This is a genomic window from Microcoleus sp. FACHB-831 (assembly GCF_014695585.1).
Lineage (GTDB): Bacteria > Cyanobacteriota > Cyanobacteriia > Cyanobacteriales > FACHB-T130 > FACHB-831.
This window is the reverse complement of the sequence record NZ_JACJON010000036.1, coordinates 113428-133408: the sequence shown is the minus strand read 5'-3', so window position 1 is coordinate 133408 and position 19981 is coordinate 113428. Positions and strand designations below refer to the sequence as shown.

Annotated in this window: 22 protein-coding genes; 11 read left to right on the top strand and 11 right to left on the bottom strand. The window is 44.8% G+C overall.

The annotated features are described in order from the left end of the window. Positions 1 to 83 precede the first annotated feature (83 nt). Together H6F77_RS08645 and ndhD1 are read left to right on the top strand one after the other, a co-directional pair. Entirely contained in the window at positions 84 to 2171 is a 2088-nt protein-coding gene (locus tag H6F77_RS08645; RefSeq protein ID WP_190487333.1) for an NAD(P)H-quinone oxidoreductase subunit 5, read from the top strand. A gap of 146 nt (positions 2172 to 2317) precedes the next feature. Then, positions 2318 to 3892, top strand: coding sequence for a photosynthetic/respiratory NAD(P)H-quinone oxidoreductase subunit D1 (ndhD1, locus tag H6F77_RS08640; RefSeq protein ID WP_190487502.1), 1575 nt, complete (start codon positions 2318 to 2320; stop codon positions 3890 to 3892). 185 nt (positions 3893 to 4077) lie between these two features. Here ndhD1 and H6F77_RS08635 read toward each other — a convergent pair whose 3' ends face one another. The 3 genes from H6F77_RS08635 to H6F77_RS08625 all read right to left on the bottom strand — a co-directional run bounded on the left by H6F77_RS08635 (position 4078) and on the right by H6F77_RS08625 (position 5305). Then, positions 4078 to 4521 (bottom strand): hypothetical protein, encoded by a 444-nt coding sequence (locus H6F77_RS08635; protein WP_190487331.1) that lies wholly within the window; start codon positions 4519 to 4521, stop codon positions 4078 to 4080. A gap of 157 nt (positions 4522 to 4678) precedes the next feature. Next, on the bottom strand, positions 4679 to 4906 hold the full coding sequence (locus tag H6F77_RS08630; RefSeq protein ID WP_190487329.1) for a hypothetical protein: 228 nt from the start codon (positions 4904 to 4906) through the stop codon (positions 4679 to 4681). Between the two features lie 48 nt (positions 4907 to 4954). Then, positions 4955 to 5305: a DUF6232 family protein gene (locus H6F77_RS08625; protein WP_190487327.1), complete on the bottom strand. Its 351-nt coding sequence runs from the start codon at positions 5303 to 5305 to the stop codon at positions 4955 to 4957. Between the two features lie 136 nt (positions 5306 to 5441). On the opposite strand from H6F77_RS08625, the gene H6F77_RS08620 reads away from it, so the two are divergent. Then, positions 5442 to 6728, top strand: a complete 1287-nt coding sequence (locus H6F77_RS08620) for a helix-turn-helix domain-containing protein (RefSeq protein WP_190487325.1) — start codon at positions 5442 to 5444, stop codon at positions 6726 to 6728. Then, entirely contained in the window at positions 6706 to 8085 is a 1380-nt protein-coding gene (locus H6F77_RS08615; protein ID WP_190487323.1) for a serine/threonine-protein kinase, read from the top strand. The genes H6F77_RS08620 and H6F77_RS08615 overlap by 23 nt, the downstream gene beginning before the upstream one ends. Positions 8086 to 8185: 100 nt before the next feature. Here H6F77_RS08615 and H6F77_RS08610 read toward each other — a convergent pair whose 3' ends face one another. Continuing rightward, complete coding sequence (locus tag H6F77_RS08610; RefSeq protein ID WP_190487320.1) at positions 8186 to 8398, bottom strand: hypothetical protein; 213 nt, start codon at positions 8396 to 8398, stop codon at positions 8186 to 8188. 195 nt (positions 8399 to 8593) lie between these two features. On the opposite strand from H6F77_RS08610, the gene H6F77_RS08605 reads away from it, so the two are divergent. Further along, positions 8594 to 9649, top strand: coding sequence for a DUF1822 family protein (locus H6F77_RS08605; RefSeq protein WP_190487318.1), 1056 nt, complete (start codon positions 8594 to 8596; stop codon positions 9647 to 9649). Positions 9650 to 9671: 22 nt separating this feature from the next. After that, positions 9672 to 11777 (top strand): WD40 domain-containing protein, encoded by a 2106-nt coding sequence (locus tag H6F77_RS08600; protein ID WP_190487316.1) that lies wholly within the window; start codon positions 9672 to 9674, stop codon positions 11775 to 11777. Between the two features lie 85 nt (positions 11778 to 11862). Here the strand turns inward: H6F77_RS08600 and H6F77_RS08595 are convergent, their stop codons facing one another. Beyond that, entirely contained in the window at positions 11863 to 12546 is a 684-nt protein-coding gene (locus tag H6F77_RS08595; RefSeq protein ID WP_190487315.1) for a pre-peptidase C-terminal domain-containing protein, read from the bottom strand. Next, entirely contained in the window at positions 12539 to 12769 is a 231-nt protein-coding gene (locus H6F77_RS08590) for a hypothetical protein (protein WP_206753451.1), read from the bottom strand. The genes H6F77_RS08595 and H6F77_RS08590 overlap by 8 nt, the downstream gene beginning before the upstream one ends. Positions 12770 to 12814: 45 nt before the next feature. On the opposite strand from H6F77_RS08590, the gene H6F77_RS08585 reads away from it, so the two are divergent. Continuing rightward, positions 12815 to 13042, top strand: coding sequence for a hypothetical protein (locus H6F77_RS08585; RefSeq protein ID WP_190487311.1), 228 nt, complete (start codon positions 12815 to 12817; stop codon positions 13040 to 13042). A 113-nt stretch (positions 13043 to 13155) separates the two neighbouring features. Here H6F77_RS08585 and infC read toward each other — a convergent pair whose 3' ends face one another. After that, positions 13156 to 13623 carry a translation initiation factor IF-3 gene (infC, locus tag H6F77_RS08580; RefSeq protein ID WP_309228820.1) on the bottom strand — a complete coding sequence of 156 codons (468 nt, stop codon included), beginning with the start codon at positions 13621 to 13623 and terminating at the stop codon, positions 13156 to 13158. 276 nt (positions 13624 to 13899) lie between these two features. Between infC and H6F77_RS08575 the strand changes: the two genes are divergently transcribed. The 3 genes from H6F77_RS08575 to H6F77_RS08565 all read left to right on the top strand — a co-directional run bounded on the left by H6F77_RS08575 (position 13900) and on the right by H6F77_RS08565 (position 14929). Next, the gene (locus tag H6F77_RS08575) at positions 13900 to 14049 is read left to right on the top strand and encodes a hypothetical protein (RefSeq protein WP_190487309.1); all 150 of its coding nucleotides are present in this window, start codon (positions 13900 to 13902) and stop codon (positions 14047 to 14049) included. A gap of 198 nt (positions 14050 to 14247) precedes the next feature. Then, complete coding sequence (locus H6F77_RS08570) at positions 14248 to 14547, top strand: type II toxin-antitoxin system HigB family toxin (RefSeq protein ID WP_190487307.1); 300 nt, start codon at positions 14248 to 14250, stop codon at positions 14545 to 14547. Then, positions 14531 to 14929 (top strand): helix-turn-helix domain-containing protein, encoded by a 399-nt coding sequence (locus H6F77_RS08565; RefSeq protein ID WP_190487304.1) that lies wholly within the window; start codon positions 14531 to 14533, stop codon positions 14927 to 14929. The genes H6F77_RS08570 and H6F77_RS08565 overlap by 17 nt, the downstream gene beginning before the upstream one ends. 176 nt (positions 14930 to 15105) lie before the next feature. Here the strand turns inward: H6F77_RS08565 and H6F77_RS08560 are convergent, their stop codons facing one another. The 4 genes from H6F77_RS08560 to H6F77_RS08545 all read right to left on the bottom strand — a co-directional run bounded on the left by H6F77_RS08560 (position 15106) and on the right by H6F77_RS08545 (position 17561). Beyond that, positions 15106 to 15393 carry a hypothetical protein gene (locus tag H6F77_RS08560; RefSeq protein WP_190487302.1) on the bottom strand — a complete coding sequence of 96 codons (288 nt, stop codon included), beginning with the start codon at positions 15391 to 15393 and terminating at the stop codon, positions 15106 to 15108. A gap of 21 nt (positions 15394 to 15414) precedes the next feature. Beyond that, the gene (locus H6F77_RS08555; RefSeq protein WP_190487300.1) at positions 15415 to 16107 is read right to left on the bottom strand and encodes a pentapeptide repeat-containing protein; all 693 of its coding nucleotides are present in this window, start codon (positions 16105 to 16107) and stop codon (positions 15415 to 15417) included. An 89-nt stretch (positions 16108 to 16196) separates the two neighbouring features. Then, entirely contained in the window at positions 16197 to 16595 is a 399-nt protein-coding gene (locus tag H6F77_RS08550) for a response regulator (protein WP_190487298.1), read from the bottom strand. Between the two features lie 288 nt (positions 16596 to 16883). Next, entirely contained in the window at positions 16884 to 17561 is a 678-nt protein-coding gene (locus tag H6F77_RS08545) for a response regulator transcription factor (RefSeq protein ID WP_190487296.1), read from the bottom strand. A 270-nt stretch (positions 17562 to 17831) separates the two neighbouring features. On the opposite strand from H6F77_RS08545, the gene H6F77_RS08540 reads away from it, so the two are divergent. Continuing rightward, positions 17832 to 19970: a PAS domain S-box protein gene (locus H6F77_RS08540; protein WP_190487294.1), complete on the top strand. Its 2139-nt coding sequence runs from the start codon at positions 17832 to 17834 to the stop codon at positions 19968 to 19970. The last annotated feature ends 11 nt before the right edge of the window (positions 19971 to 19981 follow it).

Below are 19981 nucleotides of genomic sequence, written 5' to 3'. Positions count from 1 at the left end.
TAAACCTTTTTTAACCTAGCAATAGGTCACAATTGGTAACAGTATTGCCAAAATAGTAAAGAAAATTAAAGTTAGCCTAACTGATGGAACCGCTCTATCAATATGCCTGGTTAATCCCAGTCCTGCCACTAGCTGGAGCAATGCTGGTCGGTTTGGGACTAATCTCGATTAATCGGTTGACCAACCGTTTGCGGCAGTTAAACGCCGTCTTCATCGTCTCGCTAATCGGGGCAGCGATGACTTACTCCTTTGCCCTTCTCTGGAGTCAAATTCAAGGGCACGAGCCATACACCCGCAGCCTGGAATGGGCAGCGGCTGGAAATTTTCACCTGAGTATGGGCTACACCATCGACCATCTCACCGCCTTGATGTTGGTAATTGTTACCACCGTCGCTTTCCTGGTGATGATCTACACCGATGGTTACATGGCTCACGATCCGGGGTACGTGCGCTTCTATGCGTACCTGAGCCTGTTTAGCTCCTCGATGTTGGGTCTTGTAGTTAGCGCCAACCTCGTGCAGGTGTATATCTTCTGGGAACTGGTCGGTATGTGTTCCTACTTGCTGATCGGCTTTTGGTACGATCGCAAGGGCGCAGCCGATGCTTGCCAAAAAGCTTTTGTCACCAACCGCGTAGGCGACTTTGGCCTGCTTTTGGGGATACTCGGCCTGTACTGGGCAACCGGAAGCTTTGATTTTGATATCATGGGCGATCGCCTGCATGCCTTCGTCGAACAAGGCTACTTAAGTGCAGGTCTCGCCGCTTTGTTTGCGATTTTGGTCTTTATGGGGCCAGTGGCTAAATCCGCTCAGTTCCCCTTGCACGTTTGGCTGCCAGATGCGATGGAAGGCCCCACGCCCATCTCAGCCCTAATCCACGCGGCGACGATGGTGGCCGCTGGTGTCTTCCTGATTGCACGGATGTACCCCGTGTTTGAAGGCATCCCCCTAGCAATGAACGTCATTGCTTGGACGGGTGCTCTAACTGCCTTCTTGGGGGCAACAATTGCCATTACCCAAAATGACATTAAGAAGGGCCTAGCCTATTCCACAATGTCCCAGCTAGGCTACATGGTGATGGCGCTGGGAGTTGGTGCTTACAGTGCTGGACTCTTCCACCTGATGACCCACGCCTACTTCAAGGCGATGATGTTTTTGGGTAGTGGTTCGGTAATTCACGGCATGGAAAATGTCGTAGGTCACGATGCCGTCTTAGCGCAGGATATGCGTTTGATGGGTGGATTGCGGAAGTATATGCCCATCACCGCTAGCACGTTTTTGATCGGAACGTTGGCGATTTCGGGGATTCCTCCTTTTGCAGGGTTTTGGTCGAAAGATGAAATCCTGGGTTCTGCCTTTGCAGCCAATCCGGTTCTGTGGGGCATCGGCTGGCTGACGGCGGGGATGACTGCGTTCTATATGTTCCGGATGTATTTCCGGACGTTTGAGGGCAAGTTCCGGGGCAATGAGATGGATATTCGCAAGCAACTCCTAGCGGGAGCAGGAGAGGCTCCGGCTGAGTTAGCCTTTGGCCCTGGTGCGATGGATACCAGAGAGTTGCATTCAAAGGGACATGACAGCCACAGTCATGACGAGCATGGAGATCATCACCACAGCGAGTTTCCCCATGAGTCACCGATAACGATGACTCTGCCGCTGATGATTTTGGCTATTCCTTCAGCGCTGATTGGTTTGGTAGGAACGCCGTTTAACAACTACTTCGAGGAGTTTATTCATGCTCCTTCGGAATCGACGGCTGAGGTGTTGGAACACGCGGCTGAGTTTAACTTGACGGAATTTCTGATCATGGCGGGTAATTCGGTGGGAATTGCCTTGATTGGGATTACCTTAGCTTCGCTGATGTATCTGCGGGGTAAGATCGACCCGGCTGCGATCGCTGCTAAAATCCCCGCTCTGTACAAACTATCTCTCAACAAGTGGTACTTCGACGACATCTATAACGCTGTCTTCGTTCAAGGCATTCGCCGAGTTGCGCGGCAAGTTATGGAAGTAGACTTTCGGGTTGTCGATGGTGCAGTTAACTTGACTGGCTTGGCTACGCTCTTAAGTGGTGAAAGTCTGAAATACTTTGAAACAGGTCGCGCCCAATTCTATGCGCTGATTGTGTTTGGGGCAGTTCTCGTAGGAGTAATTGTCTTTAGCGTGACTTGATAGTGGGGAACTCGGCGCCCCCTTTAGGGGATTAGGGGCATGGGAAATAGGGAATGGGGAATGGGTTTTAACCCTTCTCCCCAGACTCCGGAATTCGGACTCCGGACTCCCATTGCCGCATGAGCAATTACCAATTACCTATGAACATTGAAAATTTTCCTTGGCTAACTTTCATCATTTTGTTTCCCGTTGCGGCGTCGCTTCTAATACCGATTATTCCCGATAAAGATGGTCGGACAGTGCGCTGGTACGCGCTGATTATCGGGTTGATTGATTTTGCCGTAATGGTTTATGCCTTCTATACCCAGTACGACTTTTCTAACCCCAATCTCCAAATGGTGGAAAGTTACTCTTGGGTACCCCAAATCGACTTAAAGTGGTCGTTGGGTGTGGATGGCTTATCGATGCCCTTGGTATTACTCACTGGCTTCATTACTACATTGGCAACTTTGGCAGCTTGGCCCGTTACATTTAAGCCAAAGCTGTTTTACTTTTTGATACTGGCAATGTATGGCGGTCAGATTGCCGTGTTTGCCGTCCAGGATATGCTGTTGTTTTTCCTGGTGTGGGAACTGGAACTGATTCCCGTCTACTTGCTGCTGGCAATCTGGGGTGGCAAGAAGCGCCTGTACGCGGCGACGAAATTTATTTTGTATACCGCAGGCGGTTCGCTGTTCATTTTGGTGGCGGCGTTGGCGATGGCGTTTTACGGCGATACGCTAACGTTTGATATGAGAGCGCTGGGCGCTAAAGATTACGCCCTCAATTTTCAACTCTTGATCTACGCTGGTTTCTTGATTGCCTACGGCGTCAAGCTTCCCATCATTCCCCTACATACGTGGCTTCCCGATGCTCACGGCGAAGCTACAGCACCCGTGCATATGTTGCTGGCTGGTATTCTTTTGAAAATGGGTGGATACGCCTTAGTTCGGATGAATGCTCAGATGCTCCCCGACGCTCATGCTGTCTTTGCGCCAGTGTTAGTGATTTTGGGCGTTACCAACATTATCTACGCGGCTCTTACGTCTTTTGCCCAGCGAAATCTTAAGCGCAAAATCGCTTATTCCTCGATTTCCCACATGGGATTTGTGCTAATTGGCCTTGGCTCGTTTACCGATTTGGGCTTAAGCGGTGCAGTCTTGCAAATGGTATCTCACGGGTTAATTGGGGCGAGTTTGTTCTTCTTGGTAGGAGCAACTTACGACCGCACGCACACCCTGATGCTTGATGAAATGGGCGGCGTCGGTCAGAAGATGCGTAAAATTTTCGCCATGTTTACTGCTTGTTCTATGGCATCTTTGGCGTTGCCTGGGATGAGCGGATTTGTAGCAGAATTAATGGTGTTTGTAGGCTTTGCTACGAGCGATGCTTATAACTCTACGTTTAAGGTTGTGGTGGTTTTCTTAGCAGCAGTTGGTGTTATTCTTACGCCCATCTATTTACTATCGATGCTGCGGGAAATTTTCTACGGTTCGGAGAACAAAGAGTTAGTTGAACACGAAGCTTTGATTGATGCGGAACCACGTGAGGTGTTTATCATTGCTTGTTTGTTGGTGCCGATTATTGGGATTGGTTTTTATCCCAAGTTGTTGACGCAGATTTACGATGCGACAACGATACAGTTGACGGAACGGCTGCGTGATTCTGTGCCAACTTTGGCGCAGCAGCGACAGACAGCGGAAACGGTGTCTTTGCGTGCGCCGAGTATCGGTGGTAGTTAGCGATCGCTAACAATAGTTAAATAAAAAGGCTCCTCGATGTTGGGGAGCCTTTTTCTTGGGGTTTTGCCCTGGCGATTGTTCATCGCGGCTATAGAAACAAAACCTGCCAATCAAGGGTTATGAAGTGCGATCGCGCCTAGCAATTACCACAACTGACTAGGCTACGCATACAGGTTTTATTTCAACTAATAACCCCGGAGAGCTTTGGCAACTAATTGCTCAAATTCGTCGCATTCATTAACTAACTTCAAGACAACTTTGCCAAAATATTCTACATTTATCAGGCTGATTTCAGCATTGTGCATGACTGAAAATATTTTTCTACTGTCGAGATCCTCTATGCACCAAAAGCCGATTTTGTATTCAGTATTCTTGCACAGAAGCATATTAGACATCCATCCCGGCACATCTTCTGCGCTGTTGAACTTGATACCGCTGGGGACAGAGAATTCCAGCGTGTTTTCATACCGAATGATAAAAAGAGTTTGAGTGTTGCCAGAGTTAGCAGTGAACTTCAAAATTGCTCGACGAGCATTGATATCGTTAATTCCCCATCCCAGTTGGTTACAATAGCGCTGAATTGTGTTGCGGAAATTAGAGTTTGAAAACAAATCGAGATCAAGAGCCATAGAGTTGTTAGAGTTTAAGATTTTTACAGATATGCCCGCCCAAAAGTCTTCCAATACAAACAACTATCTCAATTAATGGCAAAGCATCGGACAACCACTTATTTTGCTTCACTGGATTTTTAGGCTGTCCAAATGCTTGCTTATTCCACCTCTCAAATCAGATATAAACCACCATTCGACCAGCTATTCTACCCTCATACTTGATTGAACCGTTCACAAAGATTCTGCCAGTGCATGATTCTGTATCAAAATGCGCTTCTCCATCTTCGTCTGTCCATTGATCTTTAGTAACTCCTCCACTAAAAAAACCATCAATTCCAAGAGCAACCTTCTTACTATCTGCGGGTTTGCCAGAATCTTTATAGAAAACTTTTACTGTGATCATTGTTAAATTTCCTGCGAGTTTAGGTTGTATTTTGCCCGATTGCTTTGATTAATGCTGACTTAGTGCCGCGTTTATGGCTGATTGAATTTCTCTAATTTGATTGGGATCTCTAGAAGAAAAAGCTCTAGATTCAGTTCCAGCCGAAACTACGACAATCCAATAAGTAGGTTTTTGAGAAATCGACCACAAAATTGCCAACGCGATTACCAGAATACCCACATAAGCGACTAGCAGGATAACTCCAATAACAAGGCAAATGAGTGGCCCTGTGCGACTAGGAGTTTCTATCGATGTTTTAACTGCACCGATGTTGCGAATTGGGTATTGCGTACCAGGAACCTCAAATAAGGTTCTTGTAACTTTAACTATGCCATTGTCGTAAAACGCAACTTCTGACATTTGCCAACTCCTAAATCAACTTTTTCAAGCTTTAGCTATATTTTTTAGCAGTTTGCAGCTGATTGTATAGTTGAACTTACGCAACGAGTTGAATGTGCGATGATTGAACAACGTTGAACGTTGAGGAATAGTCGCTGTGCCAAAACCTAAGAAAAATCGGCATTCTGGAAAGGCGTTTACACAACTACTGGCGCAAAAGGGTTTCTCGCAATACAAACTGGCAAAAGAGGCTGGCATAGGAAGAGACCATATCAGCAGACTAGCTAGCGGTGAAATTGCTAGTCCTGAACCGATAACGCTTCAGAAGATTGCAACGGCGTTAGGGGTGGCACCGGGGGAACTAACGCAAATATTTACTCAATTACCTGATGATTGCAGCAATGGCAAGCTAGAACTAGAGGCGAGTGACTCTAGTTTTGTGGGGATTGCCAGCCGATGCTTGGATTGGGGTGAGGCGGTGGATGTCTCCAGTTTCTACGGGCGCACTGATGAACTGGCTACACTAGAGCAATGGATTGTGCGCGATCGCTGTCGTTTAATAACACTGTTGGGTATAGGCGGAATTGGCAAAACTTCTCTTTGTGTGAAGTTAGCCAAACAGATTCACCATCATTTTGAGTATGTCATTTGGCGAAGTCTCCGCAATTCTCCACCCCTCACGCAACTTCTAGAAGATTTAATTTCATTTTTTTATGATGGCCGGGAAAGTGATAACTCAGCAACTATTTCGCACCTAATTAAGCATCTACAACAGCATCGGTGTCTGGTGGTAATCGATCAAGTGGAAGCGATTTTGCGACCGGGAAAGCCAGCAGGACACTATCTTGAAGGTTATCATAATTATGGGGAACTACTCAAACAAATCGGGGAAGTACCGCATCAGAGTTGCTTATTGCTGACAAGTCGGGAAACACCTAGAGATGTGGCGTTACGGCAAGCAGATAATCAACCAGTTCGAGTATGGAAATTGGGTGGATTGAAGGATATAGAAGCAGGAGAGATTTTCAGAGAAAGAGGTTTATCTGAAGAGGAGAGATGGTCAGAGATTACTAGACTGTACCAAGGTAATCCCCTGTGGTTGATGATAGTCTGTACCACAATTCGAGATGTATATGGTAATAGGGTTGGTGAATTTTTAAGCAATTCACTGTACTTGGGTGATTTTGAAGAAGTGTTAGAGGATCAGTTTAATAGGTTGTCAGAGTTAGAAAAAAAAATTATGTACCAATTAGCGATTCAACAACAGCCATTATCATTGGGCGATTTGCGAGGTGAGATGCAGTTAAAAACCTCAACAGAATTAGTCAAGGCGTTGGAAGATTTAGGGAGGCGATCGCTCTTGGAAAAAGTCACAGCATCAAGTCAAACTTTGTTCACTCTGCAACCCGTAGTAGCAAAATATGTTATTAAACAATACCGTTAACATGATTCATCCGGGAACGTTACTGCAAGAGCGCTATCGAGTTATTAAATCGCTAGGCAAAGGCGGATTTGCTGAGATATTTGAGGTGTGCGAATTCGGCACGCCCAAAGTCTTAAAAATTCTGCTCAGAAACTCTAGCAAGCATATAAGCTTATTTGAGAGAGAAGCCGAAGCATTAAAATTGCTGCGTCATCCAGGAATTCCCAGAGTGCAGCCAGACGGGGATTTCATTTGGAAAGATGAAGCCAATAAGCTTTGGCACTGCATAGTAATGGAAAAAATTGATGGTTGCAATTTAGAAGAATGGCAGAGCGGTCGCAACAATCAATCCATCACCCAAGAGCAAGCATTTGACTGGTTAAAACAACTGGTGGGAATTATAGAGTGCATCCATAAGCAGCAATACATACACCGGGATATTAAACCATCTAACATCATGTTGCAACCTGATGGAAAGCTGGTGTTGATTGACTTTGGTGCAGTCAGATTAATTACTGATACTTACCTAATCAACATCGCTAGCAGATGCGGGGTGACAAGAATTGGAACATCAGGTTATACTCCCCCAGAGCAATTTGATGGTGTGGCTTTGCCGCAATCGGATTTTTTTGCTTTGGGGCGTACTTTTGTACATTTGCTGACAGGTAAACACCCATCTGAGTTGATGGATTATCATACAGGGGAGTTTAATTGGCGAGAAAATGCTCCTCAAATTTCGCCTAGATTTGCTGATTTAATTGATTTGCTAATGGCTTCATTGCCAGGCCAAAGACCGCAAAATACAGAAATTATTGGGCAATGTTTGGAAGCGATCGCAGATTGTAAAGCTATAGGGATAATTACTGAATTGTCCTTAACAGAGTCAGGCAGACAAGATGCCCACACCACAAAAATTAAATCGATTAAGCTTAAAATTGGGGTTGCAGCATCAATGGTGCTGGGGCTTACTGGCTTATGGTTTTCATCGCCTCAAATGGCTGTTGTATTCAACGATATAGGAGTAGAAAACCATCTGCAAGATCGATTGGGTACAGCAGAGGGTTTCTACAAATCTGCATTACTACTAAACCCGAATTATGGGAAAGCTCACTATAATCGGGGTTCGCTTTACGAAAAGCAGGGAAAACTTCAGGATGCTCGTACTGAATACGAGAAGTCTATCAAACTGTCTAATTTCGGCAAAGCTTACAATAAGTTGGGACGCTTGGAGACTTTAGAAGGAAATTATGGGGTAGCTGTTGAGGTACTTAAGGAAGGTCTGCAAGTGACGACCGATAATAAAGTGAAGGAAGACTTACTGAAAAATCTGAACAAGGCGCTAATGGAACGCGATCGCTACGAGAGGAAAGGTAACTAAAACCGTCAAAATATAAATAAAATAAGAGGATGCCGAATTTAGACATCCTCTTGAGTGCGATCGCGGCTTTTAACTAACAATGGCAAGTTAGCCTTAACTGCTAGGGGACAGTTTTGCCATTCTCACACTTCTCGTTAGCTTTGATCGGTAGTTCGCCTTGAGTCTCAGCCATCTGTCCAGTTAAAGTGCTAAAAGTGGCGATCGCAGATGTCTCTGATGGTTTATGATTATTGCTATTGCCCAAGTTTGAGGTAGCTAGCATGAGCAATGATGTCACGACTGTAAACACGAATTTTTCCAAATTACTGATCATGGTTGATTAAGCTTCCTTTTTAGGTTTTGGTGAATGCAATTACAACCTAACAAAGGCACTCATTCGTATGTAACTAATAGTTAATATCAAGGCATTAGCAAAACTTAGTATAATGGCATATTTACCTAACAAGCATTAGCAATTATTAGGTAGTTTAGGAAAATGTGTTAATTCCTTAGTTAAGGAAGCATTAAAATGAACATCAATCAACTGGTCAAACAAGTAAATGCTACTTGGAAAATAGAAAAAATCTGTAAAGAATTGAGCGAGGCCAAGCAAGTTTTTACGAATAGCGAAAGAGAACAGACACTTTCACAAAAAGAATCAGACTGCCTCTGTGCATTACTTTGTAATAAGCAGCCCAGGGAAATTGCTAAACTTCTCGGTGTCAACCCGGAGGGTATAAATGTTGATTTATCTAGAGGTTTGTATCGATATATTGAAACCCTTATTCAAAGTAAAACAAATGAGGCCGTAAGGATACAATGGTCAAATATTCCTAGATTGCTGGAAAATTTAGGATATAAAAGAAGCCCGTTTGATCCACCCACAAATGGAGAAGTAAGGGCAAAATGGAGACTGACGATTGATATCCCTCATATTCACAACCTCCAGTTAGAAGCAATTCTCGATCTGCTGAGACGAATTATGGGTAATGCCTCCCTAAGAGTAGAAAAAATTGAGGAGGGTAGTATAGTGCTAGTCTTTGATGGTACTCAAGAAGGATTTGAGCAGATTCAGGAGTTGTTCAGAACTGGGGAGTTGACAGAGTTATTAGGTGTACCCGTTTTGGATGTGCAACTGGAGTCGGTAATACAATCTGCTACACCAGTGAATTTAGGCGAGTGGTTTCAGGATAACTTTGTTGAGGCAATTCAGGCTGGCTGGCAGACAATTGAAGAGATTTTTGGTATAAGAACAAGAAGTCCAGCTTTTAGGTCAAATGCTGTTAAACGAGCTAAACAGATTCAGGTGGGCGATCGCGCATTAGCTTTAATTCTCGATTTGAAGCAAATTGAAGATGGAGAAATTAGTACATTTCTGGGTGTTTATCCCCTTGGTGAGCAAACTTATCTGCCTGAAAATCTCAAAATCGCTATATTCATTGAATCAGAAGAACCTTTAGAAATCCCCGTCACTAAAAACTCTCAGGGTCTGATCCAAGAATTATTTTTTTCATCAGGAGAACAGTTCAGGGTACAGCTTTCTTTAGGTGATGACAGCATTACCGAATATTTTTCATATGAATGAGTAGTAATTTGTCAAAACCGCCATGACTAAATTATTGTTCTTAAATATCAATAACGGCTGCTTCAATTATGGTTTTAGCGTAAATTTGCGGTATCCGTCCGGAGAAGTTAACGGTAACTTGCCCCCTGCTCCACATATCCCGGAGTTATATGATAGTTGGAAATTAAAGTATTTGCACCTAGAGTTGTGTTTCCGAGAACAAGCAAAGCGACAACGGACGGGACGACGGATACCGGATGTAGGCAGACTCCGCGATGAATGTCACGAATTATTTGAACAATTTAGAGAAAACATTAAAGATTGGCTAAAAAAATCTGATCATAGTAGGTTTCAAGAGATCAGGGAGAGACTAAGGGAAGAGTTACGGGACAGCCGGGAACGACAAGAAGAAGTTAGGGTGTTGATTAAAACTGAAGACGACTTGCTCAGGAGACTGCCTTGGAGTGAATGGGATTTGTTTGATAAATATACAAAGGTAGAAATAGCTTTAATTCCATGCAACTATGAACAAGTTTATATATCAAAACGACTGGTCAGCAAAACAGAAGTCAGACTATTGGCAATTTTGGGCAATAGCGACGGAATTGAAGTTGAGGCAGATCGGAATTTTCTAAATTCCTTGCCGACTGGTATACCTCCGCTCTTTCTTCCACAACCAACACGCCCGGAAGTGAGCGATCGCTTGTGGGAACAAGACTGGGATATTTTATTTTTTGCTGGACATAGTTCTAGGGAAGGCGAAAGCGGTATTATTTCTATCAATAAAACAGAGAAGCTGACAATTACAAATTTAAAGAATGGCTTAAGAAAAGCAATTGAACATGGTTTGCAGTTAGCTATTTTCAACTCTTGTGATGGGTTGAAATTAGCAGAGGATTTAGCTGATTTGAATATTCCGCAAGTGATTGTGATGCGGGAACCTGTTCCGGATCGAGTTGCCCAAAAGTTTTTGAAGTATTTCCTAACAGCCTTTTCGAGTGGGGAGTCTTTATACTTGGCGGTGCGAAACGCCAAAAAGAGATTGGGTGATGAAGGCTGTGATAATGAATTTCCTGGTGCAGCTGGGTTAGCTACAATCTGGCAGAACCCGACTGTAGTCCCCCTAAGTTGGCTAGAAATGGGTGGACGGGAGAATAGAACCCCTAGTCTTGCGGATGGAACTTGGAGATGCGTACACACCCTCACAGGTCATTCCAAATCAGTTATGTCAGTTGCGATTAGCCCGGATAGCCAGACCCTTGCCAGCGGTAGTGCGGACGCTACAATCAAGCTGTGGCGTCTGGACACTGGAGAACTGCTGTACACCCTCACGGGGCATTCAGGCTCAGTTCGTTCCCTTGCCTTCAGCCAGGAGGCTGGGGCGGGCACCTCGCCGCCCCTACTAGCCAGTGGCAGTGAGGACAAGACGATCAAAGTTTGGCGTCTGCCCACCGGGGAATTGCTCCGCGCCCTAGCTCAAGATTCGGACAGCGTACTGTCAGTGGCAATTGGTGGCTCCGATGGCCGCACCCTTGCCAGCGGTACTATGGACGGTACAATCAAGCTGTGGGATTTGGGTTCAGGGCAACTGCTGTACAACTTCAGGGGGCATTTTGTATATCCGGTTAGTTGCGTCGCCATCAGCCCCGATGGGGGGGCGGGCGCCGACGGGCCCCTACTAGCCAGTGGCGCTCAGGACAATACAATCAAGATTTGGAATTTGCGGACACGTCAAGAAATCCGCACCCTCAATGGATCTTCAGGCTGGTTTAATCCGGCTCAATACTGGGTTAACACCTGGGTTGGTGGTTTTAATGCGGTTGCCTTCAGCCCGGATGGGGAGATTTTGGCTAGTGGTGATGAGGAGAAGAAAATTAAGCTATGGCGTTCTGACACTGGAGAACTGCTTCGCACCCTCACGGGACATTCAGGCGGGGTTGAGTGTGTGGCCTTTAGCCCCGATAATCAGACTCTCGCTAGTGGTGGTAGTGACAACACCATTAGAATTTGGAAATGGCGCACTGGGCAGATGCTCCAAACCCTGGGACATTCAAACAAGGTTTATGCGATCGCTTTTAGCCCTGATGGACAAACTTTAGTTAGTGGGAGTGCGGACATGACAGTAAAGATTTGGCGCGTGTCATCCTGACTTTGGGCACGATCGCTCCTTTATCTACTACAACACCAAAAGCGCGATCGCACTAAGTTCTTTACGAACCACTCCCCGAAGCGTTTCACTTGGTTCCCACTGGAGTAGCCGCGACTTCAATGGTATAAGTAGTGTTCTCGTTGCGGCTGTCGGGATACACCCGGATAAAATAAGTGCCTGCCCCCAACGGCTGACCGATCGAAGCTGAGGAAGAACGAGCGTTTTGATATAGAACCTCACCATTATCAACCTGACCATTAGTGTTGCGGTCTAAAATCAATTCGACGTGAGTATAAGCGTTCAGGCTGCTGAGGTTGACAGCGACATTGCTGGTTGTGTCTAATTGGAAGCGATAATAATCAACTACATCAACACTCCCCACAAAATCATTGTAGGTGCGAGTGTCCTTGAGGATGCCCAGATTGAGAGCTTGACCCATAGTGTTGCCCGGATCAGGAGCCGGGGAGGAAGCTGAAGAAGGTGGCGCTAAAGTAGGTGTTGGAGTGGGAGTGGGAGTCGGTGATTCTGTGGCTGTTGGAGTGGGAGTGGGAGTCGGCGATGCTGCGGACGCTGGAGTGGGGGTAGCAGTCGGTGATGGAGTAGCGTTTATTCGACCGAATAGCTCATCTTGTTTTAGAAGTGCGAAAGTAACTAGAGATGCAGTTATTGCAGTAACAAGAATAATCCCGGAAAAAATAAATACGAGGTTCTGCCGCCCTTGAGGGTTTTGATTGTGATTTGATGAACTTCTTCGATCCCTCTCATTCATTTATTTGACCGCCTTTAACAAAGTTGCCCAGCTGAAGTGGAAAGCCGCACAGACGAAAAATATGCTGATCTTGACAAGCATATCCCACAGAAAATGCCGATGCCAAATGGAAAGTCTTTTGAACAGCCTCGTCCACCCGCGTGACACCCCTCGCAGACCGCAGCAGATCGCCCTCTTTCTCCTCTCTTAACTTGGCGTCCTTGGCGTCTTGGCGGTTCAACAAATTAACAAGCGATCGCTCTTTAGTTGAAGAGAGTAGCGATATCCTTTGTTGAGTTCAGTTCAGGCAGAATTAACGGCGGGGACGGCTCCTGGATTTAGCCTTTTAAAGCTGAAGTTGAAAGAAGCGCAACCGTTGAATGCTGCAATACTGGCTGAAAATCGACATTCTCCCAGGGTTGCCAAAATTCGTGGAATAGCGATCGCCATTGCACAAGCCTCTTGCTATTTACATAGCTGTAATTCTACAGAGAAAAAGCACAGCGATCGCTTTTGAAATATTTAACTCATATGTCAGAACGTCTATGCAGAGTGGGGCATTCTTGACACAAAGTTTTTGGTGCAATTTTTTCATCCAGGAACCTCCTGGGAGATTCCTGGAAACTTAATCTAGGCTGGAATGACCTGAACTATTAGCGACCGTTTATCAAAAGACATAACTTTACCGACTTTAGCTAGGTCAGCTACAACACGGTCTAGCAGTTCTGTAGCGCGATCGCGATGTTGATTTTCCCTGCCCCGTAAACGAATCTGAAACTTAACTGAATTACCCTTACTCAACCACTCGGTCGCTCTCTCGATGCGTAAGGTGTAATCAGATTCACCAACATTGGGACGGAGCTGAACTTCCTTAACCGTTGGTTGAGAACTTTGGCGCTGACGTTTTTTCTGTTGATACTGATGCTTGCCGTAGTTCAAAATTTTAGCTACGGGAGCATCTTTACTTTCGGAGACTATGACAAGATCTAGTCCTGCATTTTCAGCTATTTCTAGAGCCTCACGGGTATCAATCAAGCCACGATTGTTGTTCTCATGGTCAATCAAAAGAACCTGAGCAGACTTGATTTGATTGTTAATCAGTTGTTTGGGAGCGATAATGATTCTCTCTTAAAGTCTATATTTGACAAAAGCAAACAATACTATTGTAGCGCAGTGCTTCCTAAGTAGCACTAAGGTTTGAGGTGTATCAAGAACCCAGGCGTTGGGATCGCGCTCCATCATCAAAGTTACACCGGGATTTTCGCCACATCGCCCGGTTCCCTAGCTAAACTAAGAGCGGTCGCGCGTAACCCAGCGCCATAGGGCAATTACCGCCTAGATGTGCGAAATTTCCCTCTTTAAGATGTTATAGCCATGAAACAGTTACTCTTGTCTGCGTGTAGTGTAGCGATCGCCACCTCTCGGACATGGCTGCTGCAACCAGCTTTTGCTGAAAATATTGCTGCACAAGAAGAATTGTTACAGCGATACACTCCTACACGTCTTGAAAGCGAAGAGAGATAAGGATAGTTTTGTAGACTTTAAAACTGTTTGCCGAATGTAAACCCCAGCGATCGCCCTTGCACCACTCACTCGCTATTCATCTTGCACCCGATCTCGGAAACTTCCAGATGGAGACATCACTTTTTGACAGAATACTCTCATTTTGAGAGCATAAGAAAATAGTTATATATTTATTGCTTCTTATAAAATTCAATATAAATGCACCTAATTTACATTCGGAACCTCCGCACTGATGCTGGCGAATACCCCGATGTCAAGAAGCAAATCGACGCCTGGTATGCAACTGTCAAAAAAGCGGAATGGCAGAGTTTGGAGGACGTTCGTAAGATTTACCGCGATGCTGAAGCAGTTGGAAGTTTCACTGTCTTCACTATAAAAGGCAACGACTATCGCCTGGTTGTCGGTATGGACTACGAAGACCAAACAGTTTACTACAAATACTTTCTAACTCATGCTGAATACGACAAGGGAAAATGGAAGAATGACCCTTACTTTTGACCAAGCTGTTTATCGCAATTTATTAGCTGAATTCGCTCCTCAAGTCATTGAGACAGAAGAGGAGTACGATCGCGCCCTGGCAGTGGCAGAGCGCCTAACGTTTGCGAAAAACCGAACTCCCGAAGAGCGTGCTTTACACAAGTTGCTAGTGACGCTGATTGAAGCGTATGAGACACAGAACTATCCGATGGATAAATCGGCGCCTCATGAGATCCTCCAACACCTCTTGGAAGCCAGTGGTACCCGTCAAACTGACTTGGTGGGTGTTATTGGATCGAGTGGCGTGGTGTCTGAAGTTGTAAATGGCAAGCGATCGATTAGTAAGGCACAAGCCAAGGCGCTTAGCGATTACTTTAAGGTGTCGCCTAGCCTGTTTATCTGACGACAAGTATCTATTGGTCTTTACTTAAGGAATTGGGATAAAGAAAAGTGAAAAGATAATGCGCGATCGCCCTTTTTATTTGTTACCTATGTTTCCTATGCAGGTGTTGTTAACAGTTAACACGCGATCGCGCTTGTCAAGCGCAAATTATATGTCAAACTCTGGGCTAGATTATGTTAGCCAATACCAGCTACTTCCATAACTGAAGCCGCTAGTGACTCGCGTTCTTCTGCGCTGATCGTGCCCTTAGCTTGAACGTAATTGAGAAAATGCGATAGTGCCCAACTAGCAACCTCTAGATCTGCGCGTTCTTTAGCGGCTATCAGCGCCGCATCAAAACTAGGATAAACAGTGCGATCGCTCACTAAGCTGTTCCTCTCAGGTAGCCAACACTTAAACGAGTAGCCCGCTGTCTCTGGAACCAAATCAATAAACCAAGCGTAATACGACTTTCTTGCGTCCATAAGTCAATTTTCCATACCCGTCTATAGAGGTACTACAAGTTTGTGGCTGTGCATTGTTCCGTCAGGCATTATTGTCTTATGAAGCGTTGCATCCGTCAGATTTGCCCCCCACAAATTTGCCCCGCGCAAATCTGCTCCCGTTAAATCTGCACCGCTTAAATTTGCCCCCTTGAGATCTGCGCCAGTCAAGTTTACTTGGCTCAAATTAGCTTCTGTTAGCCTTGCTCCGCATAGCTTTGCTCCAGTTAGATCGGCTCTAACAAGATTAGCTCCAATAAGCGACGCCTCCATCAGTTTGGCATCGCTCAGATCGGCTTCGCTCAGATCGGCTTCGCACAGGGAAGTTGCCCATAAATTAGCTCTAGATAATGTAGTCCTCCACAACGAAGCCGCACATAAATTTGCCTGCGACAAATCAGCATCGCTCAGGTTAGCTTTGCACAAATTCGCCTCGCGGCAATCTGCTTCTCGCAGATTTGCTTGAAATAGATTTGCATCACTTAAATCTCCCTGATTGAGTACGGCTCCTCTTAAATTAGCCTTACGCAGATCTACTTGGCTCAGGTTGGCTCTACTTAAGTTGGCTTTTCTAAGATCGACTCCGCTTAATACCACTTCGCTCAAGTCAGCGTCACTCAAATCCACGCCATTTAGGGATTTCTCAATTATTTTTTTCTGAATATAGTCTTGTTGTTGAGGCGAGTAATTTTTCATAATTTCACTTCTATTCCTTTTAAGCATTTCAACATTTGTATCTTTGTACTTGTTTCAATGCACGCACTGATTTTTATTAACAGTTTGAGTCAGTAATTTGATGACTTAAACTTGCGATCGCGGTTTTTCAGCTGAAGCGCGATCGCCCCCATCAATTTATTTGGCATAACTGGCTTAGTCAAGTAGTCATCCGCTCCCAATTCCAAACCTCGGCGTCGATCGGTATTGGTCATTTCTCCTGTCATAAAAATGAAAGGAATTTCCGCTGTTTTGGGATCTTGCCGCAATGCGTCTAAGACCGCGTAACCATTCATTTCAGGCATAGTTATGTCAGAAACAATCAAATCTGGCATCTGTTCTTTGGCTAATTGCAAACCAATTAAACCATTTTTAGCGCCTAGAGTTTGGAAACCCTCAGACTCTAACAAGTCAAGAAGGCTGGTTAAAGTGTCTGGAGCATCTTCAATAACGAGAACTTTTTCATGCATTTTGCTTCCGCTATGCATCTTTATTTAATCTTCACTTTTCAAGCAAGGTAGTCAGCAGACTAGACTTCTTTTTGTGTAAATTACACCATCAAAAACCTAGCGGGGCTTTTATACATTATTAATTTACAACATAGAAGTATAGAAATTAGGAAAGGAATCGGGAATAAATTGAGAAAATTTCGGGAAGAAATCGGGAAGAAGCTAAAAGACTGGCGATCGCATTACACTGAAGCGGGTTTGTCTGGTTGTGGAAAAGATAACCCACAGAAGCCACGAAAACTTGATATTTTACGCAAGTTGTTTCAATCTGTACCCCAAGCCGTGAACAGTCTCAATTAGGTCTTCAGGAGCAGCTACAGCTCTGAGTTTATGACGCAGGCTTTTAATGTGAGCCTTGACTGTATCTTCTTCTGGCGGATTCTCCAAAGACCAGAGACGTTCAACGATCGCAGAACGACTCAACACCCTGCGACCGTTGCGGAGCAGCAGTTCGAGGAGACTATACTCCTTCGGCGTCACGTGAACGGGTTGCTTATCGTACATTACTTCATAGGTACTGGGATCGAGCGTGAGGTTCCCCCACATTAGAATTGGCGTAGATGGACAACTGCCTCGACGCAGCAAAGCACGGATTCGCGCTAATAACTCTTGCAAATCAAACGGTTTAACCACATAGTCATCGGCTCCAGCGTCTAAACCAGAGACTTTATCCGTACTGGTGTCCCTAGCAGTCAGCATAAGAATTGGTAAATGATAGCCATGCGTGCGTAGTCGCTGGCAAAGACTCACCCCATCCAGCTTGGGAAGCATTACATCGAGCAAAATCAAGTCATAGGCTATTGCTTTTGCATACTCCCAGCCCGCTTCTCCGTCTTTAACCACATCCACGACATAAAGCTGGTCGCTGAGCGCTTCAGCCAGCGCTTCGGCCAGACAGGCATCATCTTCAACAAGCATAATCCGCATAGTCACAATGGCCTAATTGGAACAGTCAACTAACATCCAGATACATTCTCATAAAAAAACTCGATCATAATGTTGTTAATGGACTTTTTTAATAATGCGCGTGTAGCATATCTGTGCAATTTTGCAAATTGGAGCATAGGCAAAAATGGTTTTACCTCCTTTTAAACTCTAGCTAATCTAACCAGGATTTTTAGCAAGTTTTATTAAAACGCTAATCTAAGTTGCAGCCAAACGATAATAATATTTTCTAACATTCAAAGATTACCCCAGATGAAATGGCTCCTCGAAAAAAAAATCGTTGCTGGCGGCTTGGGGCTGGCGATGCTAATCCTCAGCATCGTTAGCATAGTTTCGTATCACAACATGAATAGACTATTTGAAAGACAAAAAAAGGTCGAATATACTTACCAAGTTTTGCAAGAAGTTAGGGATGTATTGACTACTGTGCGCGATGCCGAGAGGGCGCGACGGGGGTATATAATTACGGGAAAAGAGCTATATTTAGACACCTACAAAACTTCTATTGAAAATATTAATCCAAAATTCCAGGAACTCCGGCGCTCCACGGCTGATAACGCCAAGCACCAGCAAAGACTAGATATCCTTGAACCGCTAATTGCCGAAAGAGTGGCTTTGATAGAAAAGTCTGTTGAGTTGTACAAAAAGAATAAATCTAACGCGGCGGTTCAAATATCCCTCACGGATCGAGGGTTGATGCTGCACGATGCAATCTGGAAAGAGATTGCCCAAATGGAAAGCGAGGAGCGATCGCTCTTGCTACGTCGCGCAGCGGAGTCACAAGAAAGTTTCCGAGAGACGATCCTCATGGATATCACTGGTTCTTGCTTAAGCTTTGCGCTGCTTTTTGCAGTCTACTGGCTTCTAATCCGACAAATCACTAAGCGCGAGAAAGTAGAGCAGAATTTGCGGGAGAGTGAACTACGATACCGCAACTTGTTCGAGGTTAATCCTCATCCTTTGTGGGTTTACGATTTAGAAACTCTAGCTTTTATTACTGTTAACGATCTAGCAATAAAACATTACGGGTATTCGCAAGCAGAGTTTTTAACGATGACGATGAAGGACATTCATCTTCCAGAAGATGTGCCTGCTTTCCTAGAGATTATTTCAACTCTTCCTCGCGGCGTTAAGAGAGTAGCCATAGAAAGACATATAAAGCGGGATGGAACTATTATTGATGTCGAAATTACTTCTCATGAATTAATTTTTGGCGGACGGAGAGCAAGGCTGGTTTTAGCTTGTGATATTACTGAAGAAAAGCAAGCACAGGATGCGCTACGAACCAGCGAAGAAAAATTTCGCCAAATCGCGGAAAATATTCATGAAATATTTTGGATGAGCGATGCCGATCTGAAGGAAGTTTTATATGTAAATCCTGTATATGAAAAAATCTGGGGACGTAGTTGCGAGAGTTTGTATGCAAATCCTAAATCTTTCTTAGAAGTCGTCCATCCAGAGGATCGGGAGCGAGTGGTTGTCAATCTGGAAAAGAACGCTAAAACAGAGTTTGAAATTGAGTATAGGCTTGTCAAGCCAGACGGTGTAATCCGATGGATTTGCGATCGCGCTTTTCCAATTAAAAATGCTGCTGGGGAAGTATATCGACGGGCTGGAGTAACAGAGGATGTCACCGAACGGAAGCAGGCGGAAGAAATTCGCCGCACTTTGGAAAAAGAAAGAGAACTTAGCGAACTAAAACTGCGCTTTTTCTCAATGGCTTCTCATGAGTTCCGCACCCCTTTAAGCACAATCTTAATTTCGGCTCAGTTGCTAGAAAATTGCACTAAAGAATGGCCGAAGGAGAAGACGCTTAAAAATATATATCGCATTCAAGGAGCGGCAAAAACTATGACTCAGCTCTTAACGGATATTTTGACGCTGACTAGAGCAGAAGCAGGCAAGTTAGAGTTTAATCCAGAACCGCTGAATTTAGATAGCTTCTGTCAACACATAGTAGAAGAAATAGAGTTGAGCGATCGCACTAAGAGTCGTATCACTTTCACCAGCAAAAACCCATGCGAACAAGCTTGTTTGGATGAAAAGCTGCTACGGTCTATTGTCACAAATTTACTTGCCAATGCAATTAAATATTCACCATCTAACTGCAATATCTATTTCACCCTTAGTTGTGAAGCGAGAAAAGCTATTTTGCAGGTTCAAGACCAGGGTATTGGCATTCCGCTAGAAGATCGGCCAAAGCTTTATCAAGCCTTCCAGCGCGGCACAAATGTAGGTGATGTTGTGGGAACGGGGCTAGGGCTAGCGGTTGTGAAAAAGTGCGTGGATTTACATGGCGGCAGTATTAATGTGGAAAGTGAAGTGGGAGTTGGCAGCACGTTTAGTGTCACAATTCCTTGGGCTGGCGAGTGCGAGAGTTATGACTTATGAGGTTAGAAGAA

Bases quoted from the DNA above. Each gene is read 5' to 3' on its own strand.
- H6F77_RS08645 (WP_190487333.1), top strand. From the start codon at position 84: ATGGAACCGCTCTATCAATATGCCTGGTTAATCCCAGTCCTGCCACTA.
- H6F77_RS08635 (WP_190487331.1), bottom strand. From the start codon at position 4,521: ATGGCTCTTGATCTCGATTTGTTTTCAAACTCTAATTTCCGCAACACA.
- H6F77_RS08630 (WP_190487329.1), bottom strand. From the start codon at position 4,906: ATGATCACAGTAAAAGTTTTCTATAAAGATTCTGGCAAACCCGCAGAT.
- H6F77_RS08625 (WP_190487327.1), bottom strand. From the start codon at position 5,305: ATGTCAGAAGTTGCGTTTTACGACAATGGCATAGTTAAAGTTACAAGA.
- H6F77_RS08615 (WP_190487323.1), top strand. From the start codon at position 6,706: ATGTTATTAAACAATACCGTTAACATGATTCATCCGGGAACGTTACTG.
- H6F77_RS08610 (WP_190487320.1), bottom strand. From the start codon at position 8,398: ATGATCAGTAATTTGGAAAAATTCGTGTTTACAGTCGTGACATCATTG.
- H6F77_RS08605 (WP_190487318.1), top strand. From the start codon at position 8,594: ATGAACATCAATCAACTGGTCAAACAAGTAAATGCTACTTGGAAAATA.
- H6F77_RS08600 (WP_190487316.1), top strand. From the start codon at position 9,672: ATGACTAAATTATTGTTCTTAAATATCAATAACGGCTGCTTCAATTAT.
- H6F77_RS08595 (WP_190487315.1), bottom strand. From the start codon at position 12,546: ATGAATGAGAGGGATCGAAGAAGTTCATCAAATCACAATCAAAACCCT.
- H6F77_RS08575 (WP_190487309.1), top strand. From the start codon at position 13,900: ATGAAACAGTTACTCTTGTCTGCGTGTAGTGTAGCGATCGCCACCTCT.
- H6F77_RS08570 (WP_190487307.1), top strand. From the start codon at position 14,248: ATGCACCTAATTTACATTCGGAACCTCCGCACTGATGCTGGCGAATAC.
- H6F77_RS08565 (WP_190487304.1), top strand. From the start codon at position 14,531: ATGACCCTTACTTTTGACCAAGCTGTTTATCGCAATTTATTAGCTGAA.
- H6F77_RS08560 (WP_190487302.1), bottom strand. From the start codon at position 15,393: ATGGACGCAAGAAAGTCGTATTACGCTTGGTTTATTGATTTGGTTCCA.
- H6F77_RS08555 (WP_190487300.1), bottom strand. From the start codon at position 16,107: ATGAAAAATTACTCGCCTCAACAACAAGACTATATTCAGAAAAAAATA.
- H6F77_RS08550 (WP_190487298.1), bottom strand. From the start codon at position 16,595: ATGCATGAAAAAGTTCTCGTTATTGAAGATGCTCCAGACACTTTAACC.
- H6F77_RS08545 (WP_190487296.1), bottom strand. From the start codon at position 17,561: ATGCGGATTATGCTTGTTGAAGATGATGCCTGTCTGGCCGAAGCGCTG.
- H6F77_RS08540 (WP_190487294.1), top strand. From the start codon at position 17,832: ATGAAATGGCTCCTCGAAAAAAAAATCGTTGCTGGCGGCTTGGGGCTG.